The following is a 17,627-nucleotide window of genomic DNA, read 5'->3' on the forward strand; positions in this document are numbered from 1 at the left end:
TTACCTATTGTATATATCAAAATACATTAAAAACAGAGCTAATAATTATATAAAAACTTTATTTTACTTGGATAATTAAAAGCAAATAATAGAACAATATATAGTGTAAATTAATTAGATTATTTAAAAATTAATAAGAAAATATAATAATATTTTATTATTTTTTTTAAAATTAAAAAAACATATTTGCTTTAGGAGGAATAAGTAATGAAGGTAACAAACCCTGAAGAATTAACTCAAAAAATTAAAGAATTAAGAGAAGCACAGAAGAAATATGCTCAGTTTACACAAGAACAAGTAGATGAAATTTTTAGGCAAGCAGCTATGGCAGCTAATGATAATAGAATTAAGTTAGCTAAGATGGCTGTAGAAGAAACCGGCATGGGTATTGTAGAAGATAAAGTTGTAAAGAATCACTTTGCAGCTGAATACATATATAATCAATACAAAGATATGAAAACTTGTGGAGTGCTGGAAGAAGATCTTACATATGGAGTTACAAAGGTTGCAGAACCAATAGGAGTTATAGCAGCTATTGTTCCAACAACAAACCCTACCTCAACAGCTATTTTTAAAACTTTAATAGCTTTAAAAACTAGAAATGCAATAATAATATCACCACATCCAAGAGCTAAAAATGCTACAATTGCAGCTGCAAAAATAGTTTTAGATGCAGCAGTTAAAGCAGGCGCGCCAAGTGGAATAATTGGTTGGATAGATGAACCTTCAGTTGAATTATCTCAAAATGTTATGAGAGAATGTGACATAATCCTTGCAACAGGTGGACCTGCAATGGTTAAAGCAGCATATTCATCAGGAAGACCAGCATTAGGCGTTGGAGCAGGAAATACTCCAGCAATTATAGATGAAACAGCTCATATCAAGATGGCTGTTAACTCAATTCTTTTATCTAAGACTTTTGATAATGGAGTAATTTGTGCATCAGAACAATCACTTGTTGTATTAGATGAAGTTTATGATGAAGTTAAAAAGGAATTAGCTGCAAGAGGAGCTTATATTCTAAAAGGTGATGAAGTAGATAAAGTAAGAAAAATTATTTTAAATGAAAAGGGCGGCTTAAATGCTGATATGGTAGGTCAACCAGCATATAAAATAGCTGCTATGGGTGGTGTTAATATTCCAGAAAGTGCAAAGGTATTAGTTGCAGAAGTTGAATCTGTAGAACTAGAAGAACCTTTCTCTCATGAAAAATTATCACCAGTACTTGCTATGTACAGAGCTAAATCTTATGAAGAGGCATTAGAAAAAGCTGATAGACTAATAATATTAGGTGGTATGGGTCACACTTCTATACTTTATACGGATGAAATAAAATGTAAAGACAGAATAGCTGCATTTGGCGCTAGAATGAAAACTGCTAGAACACTTATAAATATGCCAGCATCTCAAGGTGCTATTGGAGATTTATTTAACTTTAAGTTAGCTCCATCTTTAACTCTAGGCTGTGGTTCATGGGGTGGAAACTCAGTTTCAGAAAATGTTGGACCTAAGCATTTGATTAATGTTAAAACTGTAGCTAAAAGGAGAGAAAATATGCTTTGGTTTAGAGTTCCTGAAAAAACTTATTTTAAATATGGATGTTTACCAATAGCGTTACAAGAATTACATGATATGGGTAAGAAAAAGGCATTCATTGTAACTGATAAAGTATTATTTAATTTAGGATATACTGATAAAGTTACAGAAGTATTAGAAAGAAATAAGATTCAATATAAGATATTCTCTGAGGTTGAACCAGATCCGACTTTAAGATGTGCTAAAGCCGGAGCAAAAGAAATGTTAAGTTTTGATCCAGATGTTATAATTTCTCTTGGTGGAGGCTCAGCTATGGATGCTGCTAAAATCATGTGGGTTATGTACGAACATCCAGAAATTAGATTCGAAGACTTAGCCATGAGATTTATGGATATAAGAAAGAGAGTATTTAAATTCCCTGTTTTAGGCGAAAAAGCTATGATGGTTGCAGTTGCTACATCAGCAGGTACAGGATCAGAAGTAACACCATTTGCTGTTATAACTGATGAAGAAAGTGGAGTAAAATATCCATTAGCTGATTATGAATTAACTCCAGATATGGCTATAGTTGATGCAGAACTTATGATGACTTCTCCTAAGGGATTAACTGCTTGTGCAGGTATAGATGTATTAGTTCACTCTATAGAAGCTTATGTTTCAATAATGGCATCTGAATTTACTAATGGATTAGCTTTAGAAGCTATAAGATTAGTATTTAAATATTTACCACAAGCATATAATGAAGGTTTAACTAATATTAAAGCTAGAGAAAAAATGGCGCATGCTTCATGTATGGCAGGTATGGCATTCTCAAATGCATTCTTAGGAATTTGTCACTCAATGGCTCATAAATTAGGAGCTTTCCATCACTTACCACATGGTATGGCAAATTCATTATTATTAAATGAAGTAATAAGATTTAATGCAAGTGATGCTCCAACTAAACAAGCAGCATTTGCTCAATACAAATATCCAAATGCTGAATATAGATTTGCAAGAATTGCAGATTATTTACATTTAGGAGGAAATTCTGATGGCGAAAAAGTTGAATTATTAATTAAGGCAGTAGAAGAATTACAAAGAAAAGTTAATATGCCAATGACAATAAAAGAAGCTGGCGTAAGTGAAGATAAATTCTATAATTCACTAGATGAAATGGTTGAGCAAGCATTTGATGATCAATGTACTGGAGCTAACCCAAGATATCCATTAATGAGTGAAATAAAAGAAATGTATATAAATGCTTATGGAATTAAATCCCAAAAACAAGAAATAGATAAAAAAAAGAATAAAAAGAAATAATAGATTAAAATAAAAAGTTAAAAATTACGAATCTAGACTATATAATACCTCGGTAGAAATATCGGGGTGTTTTTTTATTGACAATGTACAATGAACAATTGACAATTTAGGATGAAATCACAACGTGATTTCTAAATATATATTTTTCAAGAAAGCCAATGGCTTTCAACCTTAATTGTACATTGTCAATTGTTCATTGAAACGTGGTATATCCACTTTTTTTACGTTTTTTGAAATATTAATAAAGGATAAAAAAATATTCTTGATTATGTTATTATAGTAATAAAAACTAAAGATAAGAAGGTGTAATTATGGATATCAAAATTCTTATAGCAGAGGATGATAGAGTCTTTAGAGAACTTATATGTGATATTGTAAGAAAAGAAGGATACATACCAGTGGAAGCCTGTGATGGCAAACAAGCAATAGATATCTTTTTTAGTTCAAAGGACATTGATCTTATTATATTAGATGTAATGATGCCGATATATGATGGGTTAGAAGTCCTTAAAGAAATTAGGGAATATTCAGATGTGCCTATAATAATGCTTACAGCCTTGGGAGATGAAAAACATGAGGTTATTGGACTTAAAAAAGGTGCAGATGATTATATTGCAAAGCCTTTTAGTTATGAAATATTTATTGCTCGAATTAATACAATTGTAAGAAAATTAAAGAAAAAAAATTTTTATCAAGTAATTCAAGGAAAGATAAAAGTAAATCAAGAAACACATAAAGTAATAGTAGATAATGTGGAAGTTAAGTTAAACCATAAAGAATATAATATTCTAATTTGTTTTATAAAAAATAGTGAAAGAGTATTATCACGTAATCAAATATTAAACAAAGTATGGGGATATGACTTTTGTGGAGATGCAAGAACTGTAGATACACATATAAAAACTTTAAGGGCTAAACTTTTAGACTGTGGAAAATATATAAAGACAGTACGAGGTAGTGGATATATGTTTGAAGGAAAAGACAATGAAAACAATTAGGACAAAGTTACTTTTCATATTTACAGTAGTTATGATTTTTTTAGTTCTATGTGGGATATTTTTAAATTCAATATTTTTAGAATCATATTATATTTATAAAAATAAAAGAATTTTTCTATCAATGAATGAAAAAATTAGTAATAAGTATATTGATGATAAAGAAAATATAGATGAGTATATAAATATGATAGATAGTATTGATAATATAAGAACTATTATTGTTAATGAAAATCTTAACATAGAACATAATTCTTTTCCTAAAAAAGAACCTAATAAAGATAGAGGGTTATCTAAAGAAATCAAACAAACTATTTTAGAAAATGAAGATAAACTTTCAAATAAATATGTATATTATATTGAGCAAAAACATGATGATAATATGAATAAATTAATTTTTATTTCACGAATTAATAATGGGAAATTTATTATTTTAAATAAATCTCTTAAGGGTATTTATGAGAGTGCCTCAATAGCAAATCAATTTTATATGTTTGCAGCAGCAATAGTAATTGCTATTGGAGGTATATTTATACTTATTTTTTCAAAAAAGATAACAAAACCAATTATAGAAATGAGTAATGTTGCAGAAAATATATCAAATCTTAACTTTGATAAACGTGTAGATATTAATTTACACGATGAAATTGGAAATTTAGGAAAAAGCATTAATAAAATTTCTGAAAAATTAAGCACTAGTATAAATGAACTTAAGCAAGATGTAGAGAAACGAAAACAACTTGTAAGGGATATGTCCCATGAATTAAAAACTCCAATAGGTATAATTAAAGGATATGCTGAAGGACTTAAATATGGTGTGGCTTATGATAAGGAAAAGATGGATACGTATTGTTCAGTTCTAGTTGAAGAATGCGACAGGATGGATAAACTGGTACAGGAACTTTTAAATCATTCTATGATGGAATCTGGAATGGTTAAAATAAATAAGACGAGTTTTGATATTAGTGAGCTTATATCTAACATAGTAGAACGATTTAATCAAACATTTATTGATAAATGTATTAATTTTGATTTAAAGTGCGTAAATAATTATGTGATATCTGCTGATAGCCATATGCTAGAAAAAGCTGTAAATAATTTTATTACAAATGCTATTGATCATGTAGATGAAAGAAGAATTATTGAATTAACTGTTGAAAATAAAGAAGATGGAATAAAAATAAATGTTTTTAACACAGGAAGCCACATACAAATGAAAGATTTAGAAAAAATTTGGGATGTATATTATAAGGTGGATAAAGCAAGGGGTAGAACATATGGAGGTCATGGATTAGGATTATCAATTGTAAAATTAATAGTAGAGTTTCATGGAGGTACAACTGAAGTGAAAAATACAGAAGATGGTGTAATTTTTTCTCTTGAAATACCAAATTGTATTATAAATTAGATAAATAAAGACTTTAAATAAAATTCGTCAAATGAATTGTCAAAAAATTATTTTAAAAAAGTGTATTTATTTAATGAACTAAAAAATAAACGCTTTATACTTGCTTCTGTTAATGAAGATTTTCAAGATATTTCTAATATAAATTGAAAGTTATAGCAAAAAGTATATTATTTATAGATTTCACATAAATTTCACAAAAAAGTTTTATTATATATTTAAATTAATCATTAACGAATGCGTTTAAATTCAAATCAGTAAAATAATGGATTAAAGGAGAGAAAATTATGAAAAAAAATAAAATATTAGCAATTTCTGTTGCAACTATAATGACAATGTCAACTGTTGTTCCAGTATTTGCAAGTGAAATTATATCTCAAGATGTAACTACTGGTATAAGCGTAGCTGAAACTACTTTGCCAGGGGTACCAACTACCGGAACAACAACTGAGGCAAGTGTTGAATCAACTATTGAATCAGATACTTATAATAATATTGATGGTGATGTTGAAGCAAATGTAGAAACAGATGAAGAAGTACAACAAATTAGTGAAACAGAAATAAATGCAAAGTTAGTTCAAAGAGCAACAGAACTTGGCGTTGATATAACAGGATTATCAAATGAAGATGCAAGAACTAAGATAAGAGAAGCATTAGCATTACAACTTGGAATTGATATAACAGGGCTATCAAAAGAAGAAATACAAGCTAAAATAAAAGCTGTTATGCACGAAAATAAATTAAATACACCAGAAGGTATTACAAAAATAGCTGAAAAACTTGGTGTTGATATAACAGGATTATCAAAAGAAGATGCAAAAGCTAAAATAAAATCAGCTATGGAAGCAAAACAGCTTGCAAAACTTACTGAAACAGCTACAAAACTTGGAATAGATGTTACAGGATTATCAAAAGAAGATTTAAAAGCTAAAATAAAAGCAACTATTGATGAGAATAACTTAAATACACCAGAAAGACTTGCAAAAATAGCTGAAAAGCTTGGTGTAGATATAACAGGATTATCAAAAGAAGATGCAAAAGCTAAAGTAAAAGCAGCTATTGAAGCAAAACAGCTTGCAAAATTCGCTGAAAGAGCTACAAAACTTGGAATAGATGCTACAGGATTATCAAAGGAAGATTTAAAAACTAAAATAAAAGCAGTTATTGAGGCAAAAGAGCTAACAAAAGTTACTGAAAAAGCTGCAAATTTAGGAGTCGATATCACAGGACTTACTAATAAAGAAGCAAAAGATAAAATTAAGGAAGTTCAGAAAGAAACAAGGGAAACAACAAAGCAAGCTCACAAAGAAACAAAGGAAATAATGAAGGAAGCTCGCAAACAAGTAAAAGAAACAATGAAGGAAAATCATAAAGAAAAAAAAGAAACTCATAAAGCAGGAAAAAAATAAAAAGAAATAAATAAGTACATTAAGGACTATTTACAAATTTAAAGTAGCTAGTCTTTTGGTACTGTATAAGTGTAGATGAAAATCGTAGAAATATGATTTAAACATCTACACTTATTTTTTGTGTATAAAAATGTAAAAATAAAATATTAATTTGTAGTAGATATGCCTATAATATATAATAAAGATAATATATTTTAAATCTAGTGGCTTAGTATACACTAGATATAATATGGTGGTGAGTATGATGGATTTAAATAAAGCTGTATCTAATATAATTAGCAATCATAATATTGAATGTGTGGGATTGTTTGGAAGTAGAGCAAGAGGAGATTATTTAGATAGCTCAGATTATGATATATTTATAATAGCAGATATAAGTATGGAAGAAGAGTTAGAAATTGAAGCAGAGTTAGAACAACTATTAGACAATAATATTGATGTAATAAATTTGAAAGAAGATATGGATAGAATTTTATTGAAAAATATAGTTAATGAGGGCACTATTCTTTATAATAAAAATAATGCATTTGAAAATATATATCGATTCGTTGAAAATTTTTTTATAGAAAATAGTGATTTTTTAAAATTAAGGGAGAGAGATTTACTTGATTAATAGAGATAGAATTATAAAATTATTAAAAGATTTTAAAGAATGGAGTATAGACTTTCGTGAATGCTTAAATTCTTTGGAAAATTGTGATGATGAGATTTTAAAAAAAGTATTATATCATAGTGTTCGAGCTTATTTTTTAGATTTTCATATATTATGTGAAGACTATATTTCTATTAATTTAAAAGATATAAACAAATATAAAATTGACATTTCTGCAATAGAAGGAATGGAAGTAATTAAAGAAAACAATAGAATAAGTGAAGATTTCTTCAAATTTTACTGTGTGTCTAGAAGGTATAGAAATAGATTAGCGCATAGATATAAAATGCCAAAAGATGAAGAAATTTTATTAAATATGAAAAGTAATTTAAAATTTATTGATGAACTTGAACTAAGCATAAAAAATAATATAAATTAAAAATATATATTATTTTACTACAACTGTGTTTGAAACTATGCTATCATATATTGAAATAATAAATAGAAGAGATGGATGAATGAATGGATAAAAATAAAAAACCAAGTATTGGATTAAACTATAATAAGGCAATAAAACAAAACAAAAATTTTATGTATAATGATTTAAAAAGAAGTAACTGTTATAATTGTGATTTCACAGGATCAAATTTCAATTTTACAAGTTTTAGAGGAGCTCACTTTAAAGACTGTAATTTTTTTGAATGTACATTTAAGTCTGCTGAGTTTGTAGGAAGTAATCTTAAGAAAAGTAGATTTAAAAGAGCAAAATTCGAAGATACTGTATTTGAAGGTGCAAATTTAAGTGGAGCAGATTTTAGAGATGCAAAATTTAAAAATGTAATATTTGTAGGAACTGATTTAAGTACTGCAAAAAATTTAGAATTTGATAAATCAGCAGTTAGAATATTTGAAGAAGCACCAGCAATTGATATAAGTGAAAATCTAAAAAAAGCTATAGATTCAGCGCTAGAAAATGAAAAAATAAAAAGATCAAGACTTTTGGATAATAAAGATGGAGATATTAACACTTTAAGCATAATGATTCTTTTAGAAAAATTTAATGAGAAAAGTTTAATATCAGGCTTGAAAATTCTTTGTGATAGAGCAGACAGAGATTTTTGTACATTGAGTTACATAATAAAATCTATACAAACATATCAAAAAGAAGGTATATTATAAAATAAAAGCGTGGCATAACCACGCTTTTATTTTATAGTAGAATTAGTAGTAATGACATTTTTAGTGTTTTTGAGTTTATTAAATTTGTCTGAAAATACTATTTTTAAAAGTAAGGGTGTAATTACTGTTGTTACAATTATCATTATTATCATAGGACCAAAAAATACAGATGACATTAGTCCTAAGGCAGCACCCTTATTTGCAACTATCAAAGCGACCTCACCTCTTGATACCATTCCAGTGCCTATTTGAATAGATTCTAAAGAAGAAAATTTACATAATTTAGCAGCAGCTCCACAACCTATAATTTTAGTTAAAATAGCAACTATTACAAGAACTATAGAAAATATAATCATTGATAAAGTCATTGCTGGTAATTTGAATTTTATTCCTATACTTGCAAAAAATACAGGTGAAAGGAACATATAAGAAAGTGTTTCAAAGCGCGAAGCTATATATTTAGAGTAAGTAGTTTTTGAAATTATAAGTCCGGATATAAATGCACCAGTTATATCAGCAACTCCAAAAAATACTTCTGCACAGTAAGAAAGTATTAAGCAATATACAAAAGAAAGTATTACAAATCTACGCATACCTTTACCATGTTTTAACTGAACATTTGAAAAGAATTTATAAAATATAAAACAACAAATAGCTGCAAAAACAAAGAAAGCGAAAATTTTAAATAAAACCACCCAAACATTTACATTTGAATCTGCAAAACTTGTAACTATAGTAAGTGCAATTATGCCTAAAATATCATCTATAATTGCAGCACCTAAAATTGCACTGCCAACATTTGTGCTAAGCTTGCCCATTTCTTTTAAAGTTTCAACAGTTATGCTAACAGAAGTGGCAGTAAGTATAACTCCAATGAATATATTTTGTAATATTATACTTGAAGATGCATCTGAAATAGAAGGGTCATTATTAAAGAAAAAGCTAACTAAAAACCCGCCAATAAGAGGTATAAGAACACCTATTAAAGCAATAATAAATGAAGAATGTCTACTTTTCTTTAACTCGTTTATATCAGTCTCAAGACCGGCGCAAAACATTAAGACAATTACTCCAATCTCAGAAAGTTGTGTTATAAACTCTGTTTCATTTAAAAGATTAAAAACGGTAGGACCAAAAAGTACACCAGCCATTAAAGCTCCAACAACTTGTGGAAGTTGGAATCTTTTATTTGCAATACCTAAAACTTTTGTAGTTAACAGTATTAAGGCTAAATCAAATAAAAAATCATAAGAATTCATAATAATATCCTCTCTTTCTAAATTGAAATATTAAATAAAAACTCCTATATATAGTATATGATATTATTGGAAATAGTACTAATTAGTATAAAAGATTAAGAAAATGTTTTATTCGTTAATTATAAAATTGAAATTGTTAATAGGTATAGTATTATATAAAGCAAATAAAAAAGATCAGGTTTTTAAAATTAAAGCCTGATCTTTTTTATGTTTAAAATTAACTTATACTGTTTTAGAATAAAAATAACTTGCTATTATTGGAATTATACCTGCAACAAATATTGAAATCATTAAAATTATAAACTGTATATTTCCTTCAAAAAATAATGAACTTATCATTATAGCTAGTCCTGATAATACAAATAATTTTCCACCTAATCTATGAGTTTTTTTCCAAGTATCTTCATTAGTTAATGTCCAAGGCGTTTTAATTCCAAAGAAAAAGTTACTCTTGGATTTTGGAAGATAATTTCCAATTACAATAAATAATAAACCAACCATAAATGGGATAACTTTATTTATTGGAACGTTGTATCCTAGTGATGATATTATAACTACAATATGTAAAATAAAAAAGAAAGTTACCATAACATTTGTGATAATAGTATAACTTGTATTAAATTTTGAATAATTGTTTCTTTTAGGATCAATTTTAGGAGTAAATAACATCCCACCCCATATAAAAAGCATAATTAAAGGTGGTAAAAAAGCTGCAAATAGTTTAGGACCATAGTTGTCAATTTCACCAGCTGTATTCCAATGTATAGGCATTTCATTAGGTAGTTTATTGTATAATACAATACTTACTAAAAATGCAAGAGTTATTAATGTAATATTATAAATACTAGTTTTATTTTTCATTAGTTTATTCCTTTCCTTCATTAGTATTACCTAAAAATGATATGAACCATTTTACAACATCCTCAAAAACAGATGTATTTAGTGAGTAATATATATATTGACCTTTTCTTTCATCACTTACTAGTCCAGCTTGCTTGAGAATACTTAAATGATGAGATATACTAGGCTTGGTAATTTGAAAATAATCAGCAATATCACCAGCAGTCATATCTTTTTCATTTAGTAGATCTAAAATTTTTCTTCTTGTGTTATCAGAAAGAGCTTTAAAAGCATCATTAAATGACAAGTAATCACTCCTTTCAATAAATTAGATATTTAGATAATTATCTAAATATCTAATAAGAATATACACGAAATATATATATTTATCAATAGATATATTTTAGTGGAAATTCCATATAAATGAAAAATAAAATCTATATTTAGCATTAACTATGGTAAAATAGAAAATAAAATGTTGTTTAAGGAGAATATAGCTATTTTAATCATAGACAATATGGCTATGTTTAAGTAGCGTGGGTGATATATGCATAAGCAAAGCTTAATATTAAAATTTCATGAGATATATGAGAAAGGGTGACTGTGATGAATTTTGATTTTAATGAATTTAAACAAAATATTATTTTGGCTACAAAAAGTGCTTTTTTAGAAATTGTAAAAACTAATAAAGAGGATACTGTATATGCTTTTTCATTAAATTGTTCAGCTGATGTTAGATCAATTGGAATTATAGCAAATACAAAGAGTGCACTTAATGATATTGTCGATGGATCTGATAATGATTTTTGGTATTATAGATTTTGCCCAGAAGAATGGAAAATTTGGAATGGTGCAGATGATGAATTTTATAGAATTGGAAACAAATTAAAAGCGTTTCAAGAGGACAATAAAGATAGAATAAGTGATTCAGAGACTAATGTTTATACATATTTTTTTCAGGAATTTAGAGAAAAAATTTTTGATGTATGTATAGATGCATTATTAGAATTAAAAGAAGAAGAATTTTTTGCAAATAACTCAAAAGAAGGTATCGAACTTAATTTTTGGGTTAGTGAGTTTTTGGATGAAGAAGAATCTATAGATATATTTAGTAAGCTAAATGATAAAAATACAGTAGACGAGTATAAAGAACATATAGAAGAAATTTTATAAAATATTATAAATAAAAGTTGTTTACTATGTATTTAAGAAATTTATTGATAATTATAATTTTATATGAGGAGAAAGTATGAATATATTTAACGGAAAAAAAGAAATGAATATTGAAATTGGTGAAGTAAAAGAGGGCCTAGTTGATTATTCAAAATCAATTGAAGAATTAACGATATATTATGATGAACAATTAGAATTAATTAAACAAGGAACAAATGAATTAGCTACTTTAGAACTAATGATGCTTGGTTATGGAATTGATTTTATTGAATGGATTAAAGAAGTATTTAAAATAGAACTTACATTAGGTGAGGACAGTCTAAGTGAATTTGATACAGTACTAGAAGATATATATCAAATGTATATAAAAAATGGATTAAGAGAAGAAGTACTTAATGATCTATTAAAAAAATGCAGTGGATATTTTGGCCTTGTGATTCTTTCAAATTATAAAGGGAACTGGGCAGATTCTAATTTAGGCCCAGCGATTCAAGTAAATGGAGTTAATGCATTTGTGTACAATTGTATAGGAAGAAGAATACAGAGTAATGAAGATAGTGATATAATAGCATTCTATTATGCTTTAGGCGAAAGCTTAGATAAAAATTTCTTAATGTAAACTAACTATATATTATAAGTAATGTATAATAGTAAAATTATGTAATTAAAGATTTTTATATTACAAAAGTGAATGATACTACATGTACTTAGTAAGTGTATGTTTAGCAGGAACTAATTGTAGATATAATGGAACAAATAGAGAGAAACACAATAGAACATTTTCCGTATAGATGAATATTATAGTATTCGAAAGGAGATGTTTAAAAATGAATTTAGAAAAAGATTGTTGTTATAGAAATTTCCGGGATTTACAGATGTTACAAGATAAATGTAAAAGGTACTTATACTATCATATTACTTTAACAATGACAGAGGGCAGTACAGTTGATGGAATTATTGAAAGTGTAGATATGGATTACATTAATGTGTTGGTTGGTGAGGATGTAATGGAACCAGAAAATGAAAATCAAATTGATCAACAAAGGCAGTATTATGGTTATAATCGTCCACGAAGATTTAGACGTTTTAAGCGTAAATCGATTCCATTTGCTACTTTAGCAGCAGTATCATTATTACCTTATCCTTACCTTATTCAACCACCATATCCATATTATCCATACTATCCCTATTAGTTATATACTATAATAAGTAGAGTGTTTACAGTGTTGAATTAAAATATAATTATATAAGTGCAGGTGCTTAATCAAGTATAGATGATTAGTACTTGCACTTATTTTTATTTTGCATAATATAAAATAATATAATAAATTATTATAACTAAGAGATGAATTTATTGAAATTGTACTTGCATCTTACCTAAGGTAAGGAATTATACTATAGTTAATTCATATTGTGATTTTAAGGAGATGATAAAATGGAATTAAGAATTCAATATAACTGTTTAAATATTAATTGGAATTATGTATCTGAAATATTGAAAAAGGTTGGAATGGCATATTTTGATCAAGAGGTGCATAAAAAAGCATTTGAAAATAGTCACACTGTTGTTTTTGTTTTTGACAATAATGAACTTATTGGTTTTGGACGTGCAATTTCAGATGGAATCTATCAAGCTGCAATCTATGATGTAGCAGTATTACCAGAATATCAAGGGGAAAATGTTGGTAGAACAATTGTTAATAGCATTATGAAATGTCTACCACAATGTAGTTTTATATTATATGCTTCACCTGGTAAAGAAAGTTTTTATGAAAAACTAAACTTTAAAAAAATGAAAACAGGAATGGCATTATTTTATAATGCAGAAAAAATGAAAATAAAAGGTTTTATTGAATAAACTAAAATACGCCCTTTATAGAAACGGTTTTATTATTGTAATGTTAGCTTGACATATAGATAAGATAAAAATATACTTATAAGTAAGGCAAACATTACAGAGGTGAGTGTAAGTGAAAAATCGATTAAAAGAATTTCGTGAAGCAAATAAATTAACTCAAGAACAATTGGGAAAACTTGTAGGGACATCAAGACAAGCTATAAATGCTATTGAAACAGAAAAATATGAACCATCAATATGGTTAGCATATGATATTTCAAAGGTATTTAATTGTTCAATAGAAGAAGTTTTTCTTTTTGAGGAAAGTAAAAGAAAATCAAGAGCAGATCAAAGTAGGGGTGTGATTTAAATGGCATTAAGACAAATTAGACTTTTTGATGATCCTATTCTTAGGAAGAAAAGTAAACAAGTTGAAGTTGTAGATGATAAGATAAGAGATATACTAAATGATATGGTAGAGACTATGTATAATACAGAAAATGGTGGAGGTTTGGCAGCACCACAAGTAGGTATACTAAAAAGATTAGTTGTAATAGATATGGGACAAGGCCTTATTAAACTGATTAATCCAAAGATAATTAAAAAGGAAGGAAGTCAACAAGTTATAGAGGGATGTTTAAGTAATCCCAATGTATTTGGAAAACTAAAAAGACCATATGAAGTAATAGTACAAGCACTAAATGAAAATGGGGAAGAAATTCAATTGACAGGTACAGGAGATTTAGCAAAATGTTTCTGTCATGAAATTGATCATTTAGAGGGCATTTTGTTTACTGATTTAGTTACTGAATATATATAATAAATATTAAATTTTAAAATACCACATTATTAANNTTAATAATGTGGTATTTTAATAATATATGTTGAAAAATAGATTTGGAGAATTTAAATACATCTTATGTTAGGTTAATCCTAAGTAAACAAAAAATTTAATGGAACATTATTTAGAAAAATTAAGAGATACTTCACCACTACCAATAATAACTATATAGTCACTTTCTTCAAGTAATATTTCTGATGTAGGAATATATGCTTTATTAAATTTTCTAAATATTTTTTGATTTCCATGAGCATCCACTATGGCTAAACTTGTAATACTATTAGGGGTAATTAGTTTAGCAGTCATCGTATATTCGTTAACGTGATTAATGGTATAAATACCTTCTTTATAAGATGCTGATGTTGGACCAATAACAGTAGCATTAACATTATCTAAAAATATCAACATAAATACCATAGTTAATATTATAATTTTTGAGAATTTCATAATATAGACACCTCACTTATTTCTATTAATAATAGTTTAATCTAAAAAACAGATATTATTAAGGAAATAATTGGAGTGGTAAAAGATAATTAATATGTTATGAAATTTTTAATAAGGTATAATACATACTTTTAATATTATCTAAAAATGTCATTATTACACCTACTTATAAATAATAATTCATAGTAGATAGTATGATTACTATATAAAAAATATGCTTGTAGTGTGCTGGAATAGCAAATAGATGTAGATTTTGTGGAGTAAATCAAAAAATGTTCTTGGAAAATTGAATAATGTGATAGTGCGACACGTTGCTAATTGAAAAGATTAGCCACTAATTCGACTGAATTAGTAGAACTGATAATCTGAAAAGTCAAATGAAAGAGTAACGTCTTGAAGGGCTATTCTAATACTCCGAATAGCATTTGTATGAATAAGAATAGAAATGTTATAAGCTCGGTGAAGTCGACTGAGAGTACACCCTAACTGGTCAAGCAGAGGAAATGCGAACTAGAGGTAGTCGAGTGTATGATAGGTCGGGAATCCATAAAATACTTATGGTAAGAATGGTTATGGATAAATAAGTGACTGACGAAATTCCGAATGAAAGGGTCTAGAATTATACATGGTAAAAATATCATGCCTATTTAAAATATAGGGTTTGTGGGGATGAGTAAAACATACCGCTATGAAAGTCCTTATACTGTTACAGGCAGTATCAAGCAAACAGGCTTAAAGGAATTACCTAAGAGTATATACAAGGATACGATTGTTGGAACGTGGTAAGCTGATAACATTGAGGACTTGTTTCCTGTGAAATGTTAGCAAGGAAAGATGAAAATTATAACTTGCTTTAATATCAGTGAAAGTAGTGGCACAGTACCGTTGAAACTTGCGAAAGCAAGCGGAGGGATAGCCACAAGTTAATATTTACATTAAAATTTATAAATACAATAATTATTAGGTTCGTGTAAGACTAAGAGAGATGAAAATCATGAGGTGAGTAATCGACTAATGGCAACAAAGGAAAAGAAGTTTAAAAAGAGACAACTGCTAAGAAATAATGAATACTATGATATTCAAAAAATATTTGATGAACTATATGAAAAAAGCTTAAATGGCAAGAAATTTGATAACCTATTAAGTTTAATACTAAACGAACAAAATATACTATTAGCATATAGAAACATTAAGAAAAATAAGGGTAGTAAAACAAAAGGAACTAATGAGAATACAATTATAGAAATTGGAGAAAACAACCCCAAAAAATTAGTACAATACGTAGTTGGTAGGCTTAGCAATTATGAGCCAAACCCTGTGAGAAGAGTTGAAATACCAAAAGAAAATGGTGAAACAAGACCTTTAGGCATTCCAACAATGTATTAAACAAATTTTAGAACCTATATGCGAAGCTAAATTCTATAATCATAGTTATGGATTCAGACCAAATAGAAGCACACATCATGCGATAGCGAGAGCAATGACACTAGCAAACATAGGTAAACTACATCATGTAGTTGATGTTGACATTAAGGGATTCTTTGATAATGTAGACCACAGCAAATTATTAAAACAATTATGGTCTATGGGGATACAAGACAAAAATTTACTATGTATTATATCAAAACTCTTAAAAGCTGAAATAGAAGATGTAGGGATTCCAACAAAAGGAACTCCGCAAGGTGGGATTTTATCTCCATTACTTTCAAATATTGTTCTTAATGAATTAGATTGGTGGATAAGCAGTCAATGGGAAATATTTAAAACTAAACATCAATATACCCAATTGAATAAATATATAGCCTTAAAAAGGGCTTCCAATCTAAAAGAAATGTATATAGTGCGCTATGCGGACGACTTTAAGATATTTTGTAGAAGCCATAATACAGCACAGAAAGTGTTTATTGCAACAAAACAATGGTTAAAAGAAAGATTAAACTTGGAAATAAGTTTAGAAAAATCCATGGTAGTAAACTTAAAAAAGAATTACTCCAATTTTCTAGGGTTTAGACTTAAAGTACAGAAAAAAAGTCAAAGACATGTGGTAAAATCACACATAAGTGATAAAGCTACTAAAAACATCGTAAAAGAAATCAAAACAAAGGTAAAAAATATGCAGAAACATCCTAATGTGAATAGTGTCAATAGATACAATGCAACAATATTGGGGATGCATAATTACTACAAGGTAGCAACACACATAAATATAGACTTTCATAAAGTATATTTCTTAGTCAGCAAGAGCTTAAATAATAGACTATACCGAATACGAAGTGATACTGGTGTAATAACCAAAGCATATGAAGAATTCTATGGCAAATACAACTATAAAAAATGGTATATAGCAGGATTGATATTATTTCCTATAGCTGGAATTAAAACATCAAACGCTATGAATTTCAGGCAAGAAATTTGTAACTATACAGAAGAAGGAAGAAAAAGAATCCATGATAATTTAAAAGAGATAAATCATAAAATTTTGCATTATATTATGGAAAATCCTGTGCAAGGGCAAACAACAGAATATAATGATAATAGAATATCATTGTATGTAGCTCAAAATGGCAAGTGTAGTGTAACTAGTGAAATTCTAGAAATAGGAAATATGGAATGTCATCATAAAAAACCTAAAAAACTAGGCGGAAAAGATGAATATAAAAATCTTACTTTTGTATTAAAGGATGTTCATAAATTAATTCACGCCGTAGCAACAGAGATTATAGAAAAATATAAAATTATATTAAACTTAGATGAAACAAGCTTGAAAAGGCTCAACAAACTTCGTTCAAAGGTTGGAAATTGTATAATATAA

General features: G+C 27.7%; 19 protein-coding genes. 15 read left to right on the top strand and 4 right to left on the bottom strand.

All coding sequences use genetic code 11. From position 1 onward, the window contains the following. Positions 1-207 precede the first annotated feature (207 nt). The 7 genes from adhE (at position 208) to NG904_RS14475 (ending at position 8,418) form a co-directional block, all read left to right on the top strand. Positions 208-2,838 carry a bifunctional acetaldehyde-CoA/alcohol dehydrogenase gene (gene adhE / locus NG904_RS14445; RefSeq protein WP_252232329.1) on the top strand — a complete coding sequence of 877 codons (2,631 nt, stop codon included), beginning with the start codon at positions 208-210 and terminating at the stop codon, positions 2,836-2,838. Positions 2,839-3,149: 311 nt separating this feature from the next. Further along, complete coding sequence (locus tag NG904_RS14450; protein WP_252232331.1) at positions 3,150-3,836, top strand: response regulator transcription factor; 687 nt, start codon at positions 3,150-3,152, stop codon at positions 3,834-3,836. Next, a complete protein-coding gene (locus tag NG904_RS14455) occupies positions 3,823-5,241 on the top strand; it encodes a sensor histidine kinase (RefSeq protein ID WP_252232333.1) in 1,419 nt (472 codons plus the stop codon). The genes NG904_RS14450 and NG904_RS14455 overlap by 14 nt, the downstream gene beginning before the upstream one ends. Before the next feature lie 284 nt (positions 5,242-5,525). Further along, the gene (locus NG904_RS14460) at positions 5,526-6,647 is read left to right on the top strand and encodes a hypothetical protein (protein WP_252232335.1); all 1,122 of its coding nucleotides are present in this window, start codon (positions 5,526-5,528) and stop codon (positions 6,645-6,647) included. Between the two features lie 241 nt (positions 6,648-6,888). Continuing rightward, on the top strand, positions 6,889-7,260 hold the full coding sequence (mntA, locus tag NG904_RS14465; RefSeq protein ID WP_252215430.1) for a type VII toxin-antitoxin system MntA family adenylyltransferase antitoxin: 372 nt from the start codon (positions 6,889-6,891) through the stop codon (positions 7,258-7,260). Beyond that, complete coding sequence (locus NG904_RS14470; protein WP_252215433.1) at positions 7,253-7,678, top strand: hypothetical protein; 426 nt, start codon at positions 7,253-7,255, stop codon at positions 7,676-7,678. The genes mntA and NG904_RS14470 overlap by 8 nt, the downstream gene beginning before the upstream one ends. A gap of 83 nt (positions 7,679-7,761) precedes the next feature. Further along, complete coding sequence (locus NG904_RS14475) at positions 7,762-8,418, top strand: pentapeptide repeat-containing protein (protein WP_252215436.1); 657 nt, start codon at positions 7,762-7,764, stop codon at positions 8,416-8,418. A 26-nt stretch (positions 8,419-8,444) separates the two neighbouring features. On the opposite strand, the gene NG904_RS14480 is transcribed toward NG904_RS14475, so the two are convergent. The 3 genes from NG904_RS14480 to NG904_RS14490 form a co-directional block, all read right to left on the bottom strand. Beyond that, a complete protein-coding gene (locus NG904_RS14480) occupies positions 8,445-9,677 on the bottom strand; it encodes a cation:proton antiporter (protein ID WP_252232337.1) in 1,233 nt (410 codons plus the stop codon). 222 nt (positions 9,678-9,899) lie between these two features. After that, the gene (locus NG904_RS14485) at positions 9,900-10,538 is read right to left on the bottom strand and encodes an SdpI family protein (RefSeq protein ID WP_252215440.1); all 639 of its coding nucleotides are present in this window, start codon (positions 10,536-10,538) and stop codon (positions 9,900-9,902) included. Between the two features lie 4 nt (positions 10,539-10,542). Then, entirely contained in the window at positions 10,543-10,824 is a 282-nt protein-coding gene (locus tag NG904_RS14490) for an autorepressor SdpR family transcription factor (protein ID WP_003371939.1), read from the bottom strand. A 299-nt stretch (positions 10,825-11,123) separates the two neighbouring features. Here NG904_RS14490 and NG904_RS14495 point away from each other — a divergent pair, with 299 nt between their 5' ends. The 6 genes from NG904_RS14495 to def all read left to right on the top strand — a co-directional run bounded on the left by NG904_RS14495 (position 11,124) and on the right by def (position 14,347). Further along, entirely contained in the window at positions 11,124-11,690 is a 567-nt protein-coding gene (locus NG904_RS14495) for a DUF4303 domain-containing protein (RefSeq protein WP_252215442.1), read from the top strand. 76 nt (positions 11,691-11,766) lie between these two features. After that, complete coding sequence (locus NG904_RS14500) at positions 11,767-12,309, top strand: hypothetical protein (RefSeq protein WP_252232339.1); 543 nt, start codon at positions 11,767-11,769, stop codon at positions 12,307-12,309. A 307-nt stretch (positions 12,310-12,616) separates the two neighbouring features. Next, the gene (locus NG904_RS14505) at positions 12,617-12,883 is read left to right on the top strand and encodes a hypothetical protein (protein WP_353735864.1); all 267 of its coding nucleotides are present in this window, start codon (positions 12,617-12,619) and stop codon (positions 12,881-12,883) included. Positions 12,884-13,125: 242 nt separating this feature from the next. Next, entirely contained in the window at positions 13,126-13,548 is a 423-nt protein-coding gene (locus tag NG904_RS14510) for a GNAT family N-acetyltransferase (RefSeq protein WP_252232341.1), read from the top strand. A 112-nt stretch (positions 13,549-13,660) separates the two neighbouring features. Beyond that, the gene (locus NG904_RS14515) at positions 13,661-13,897 is read left to right on the top strand and encodes a helix-turn-helix transcriptional regulator (RefSeq protein WP_252225841.1); all 237 of its coding nucleotides are present in this window, start codon (positions 13,661-13,663) and stop codon (positions 13,895-13,897) included. Beyond that, positions 13,898-14,347 (top strand): peptide deformylase, encoded by a 450-nt coding sequence (gene def / locus NG904_RS14520; RefSeq protein ID WP_252232343.1) that lies wholly within the window; start codon positions 13,898-13,900, stop codon positions 14,345-14,347. Positions 14,348-14,488: 141 nt separating this feature from the next. On the opposite strand, the gene NG904_RS14525 is transcribed toward def, so the two are convergent. After that, positions 14,489-14,815 carry a hypothetical protein gene (locus NG904_RS14525; RefSeq protein ID WP_252232345.1) on the bottom strand — a complete coding sequence of 109 codons (327 nt, stop codon included), beginning with the start codon at positions 14,813-14,815 and terminating at the stop codon, positions 14,489-14,491. Between the two features lie 1,014 nt (positions 14,816-15,829). Here NG904_RS14525 and NG904_RS17660 point away from each other — a divergent pair. Further along, positions 15,830-16,201 (top strand): hypothetical protein, encoded by a 372-nt coding sequence (locus tag NG904_RS17660; RefSeq protein WP_502801465.1) that lies wholly within the window; start codon positions 15,830-15,832, stop codon positions 16,199-16,201. Positions 16,202-16,217: 16 nt separating this feature from the next. Continuing rightward, positions 16,218-17,627, top strand: a complete 1,410-nt coding sequence (locus NG904_RS14530) for a reverse transcriptase domain-containing protein (protein WP_502801466.1) — start codon at positions 16,218-16,220, stop codon at positions 17,625-17,627.

The sequence above is a fragment of the Clostridium sp. ZBS15 genome (assembly GCF_023845705.1).
GTDB lineage: Bacteria > Bacillota > Clostridia > Clostridiales > Clostridiaceae > Clostridium > Clostridium aquiflavi.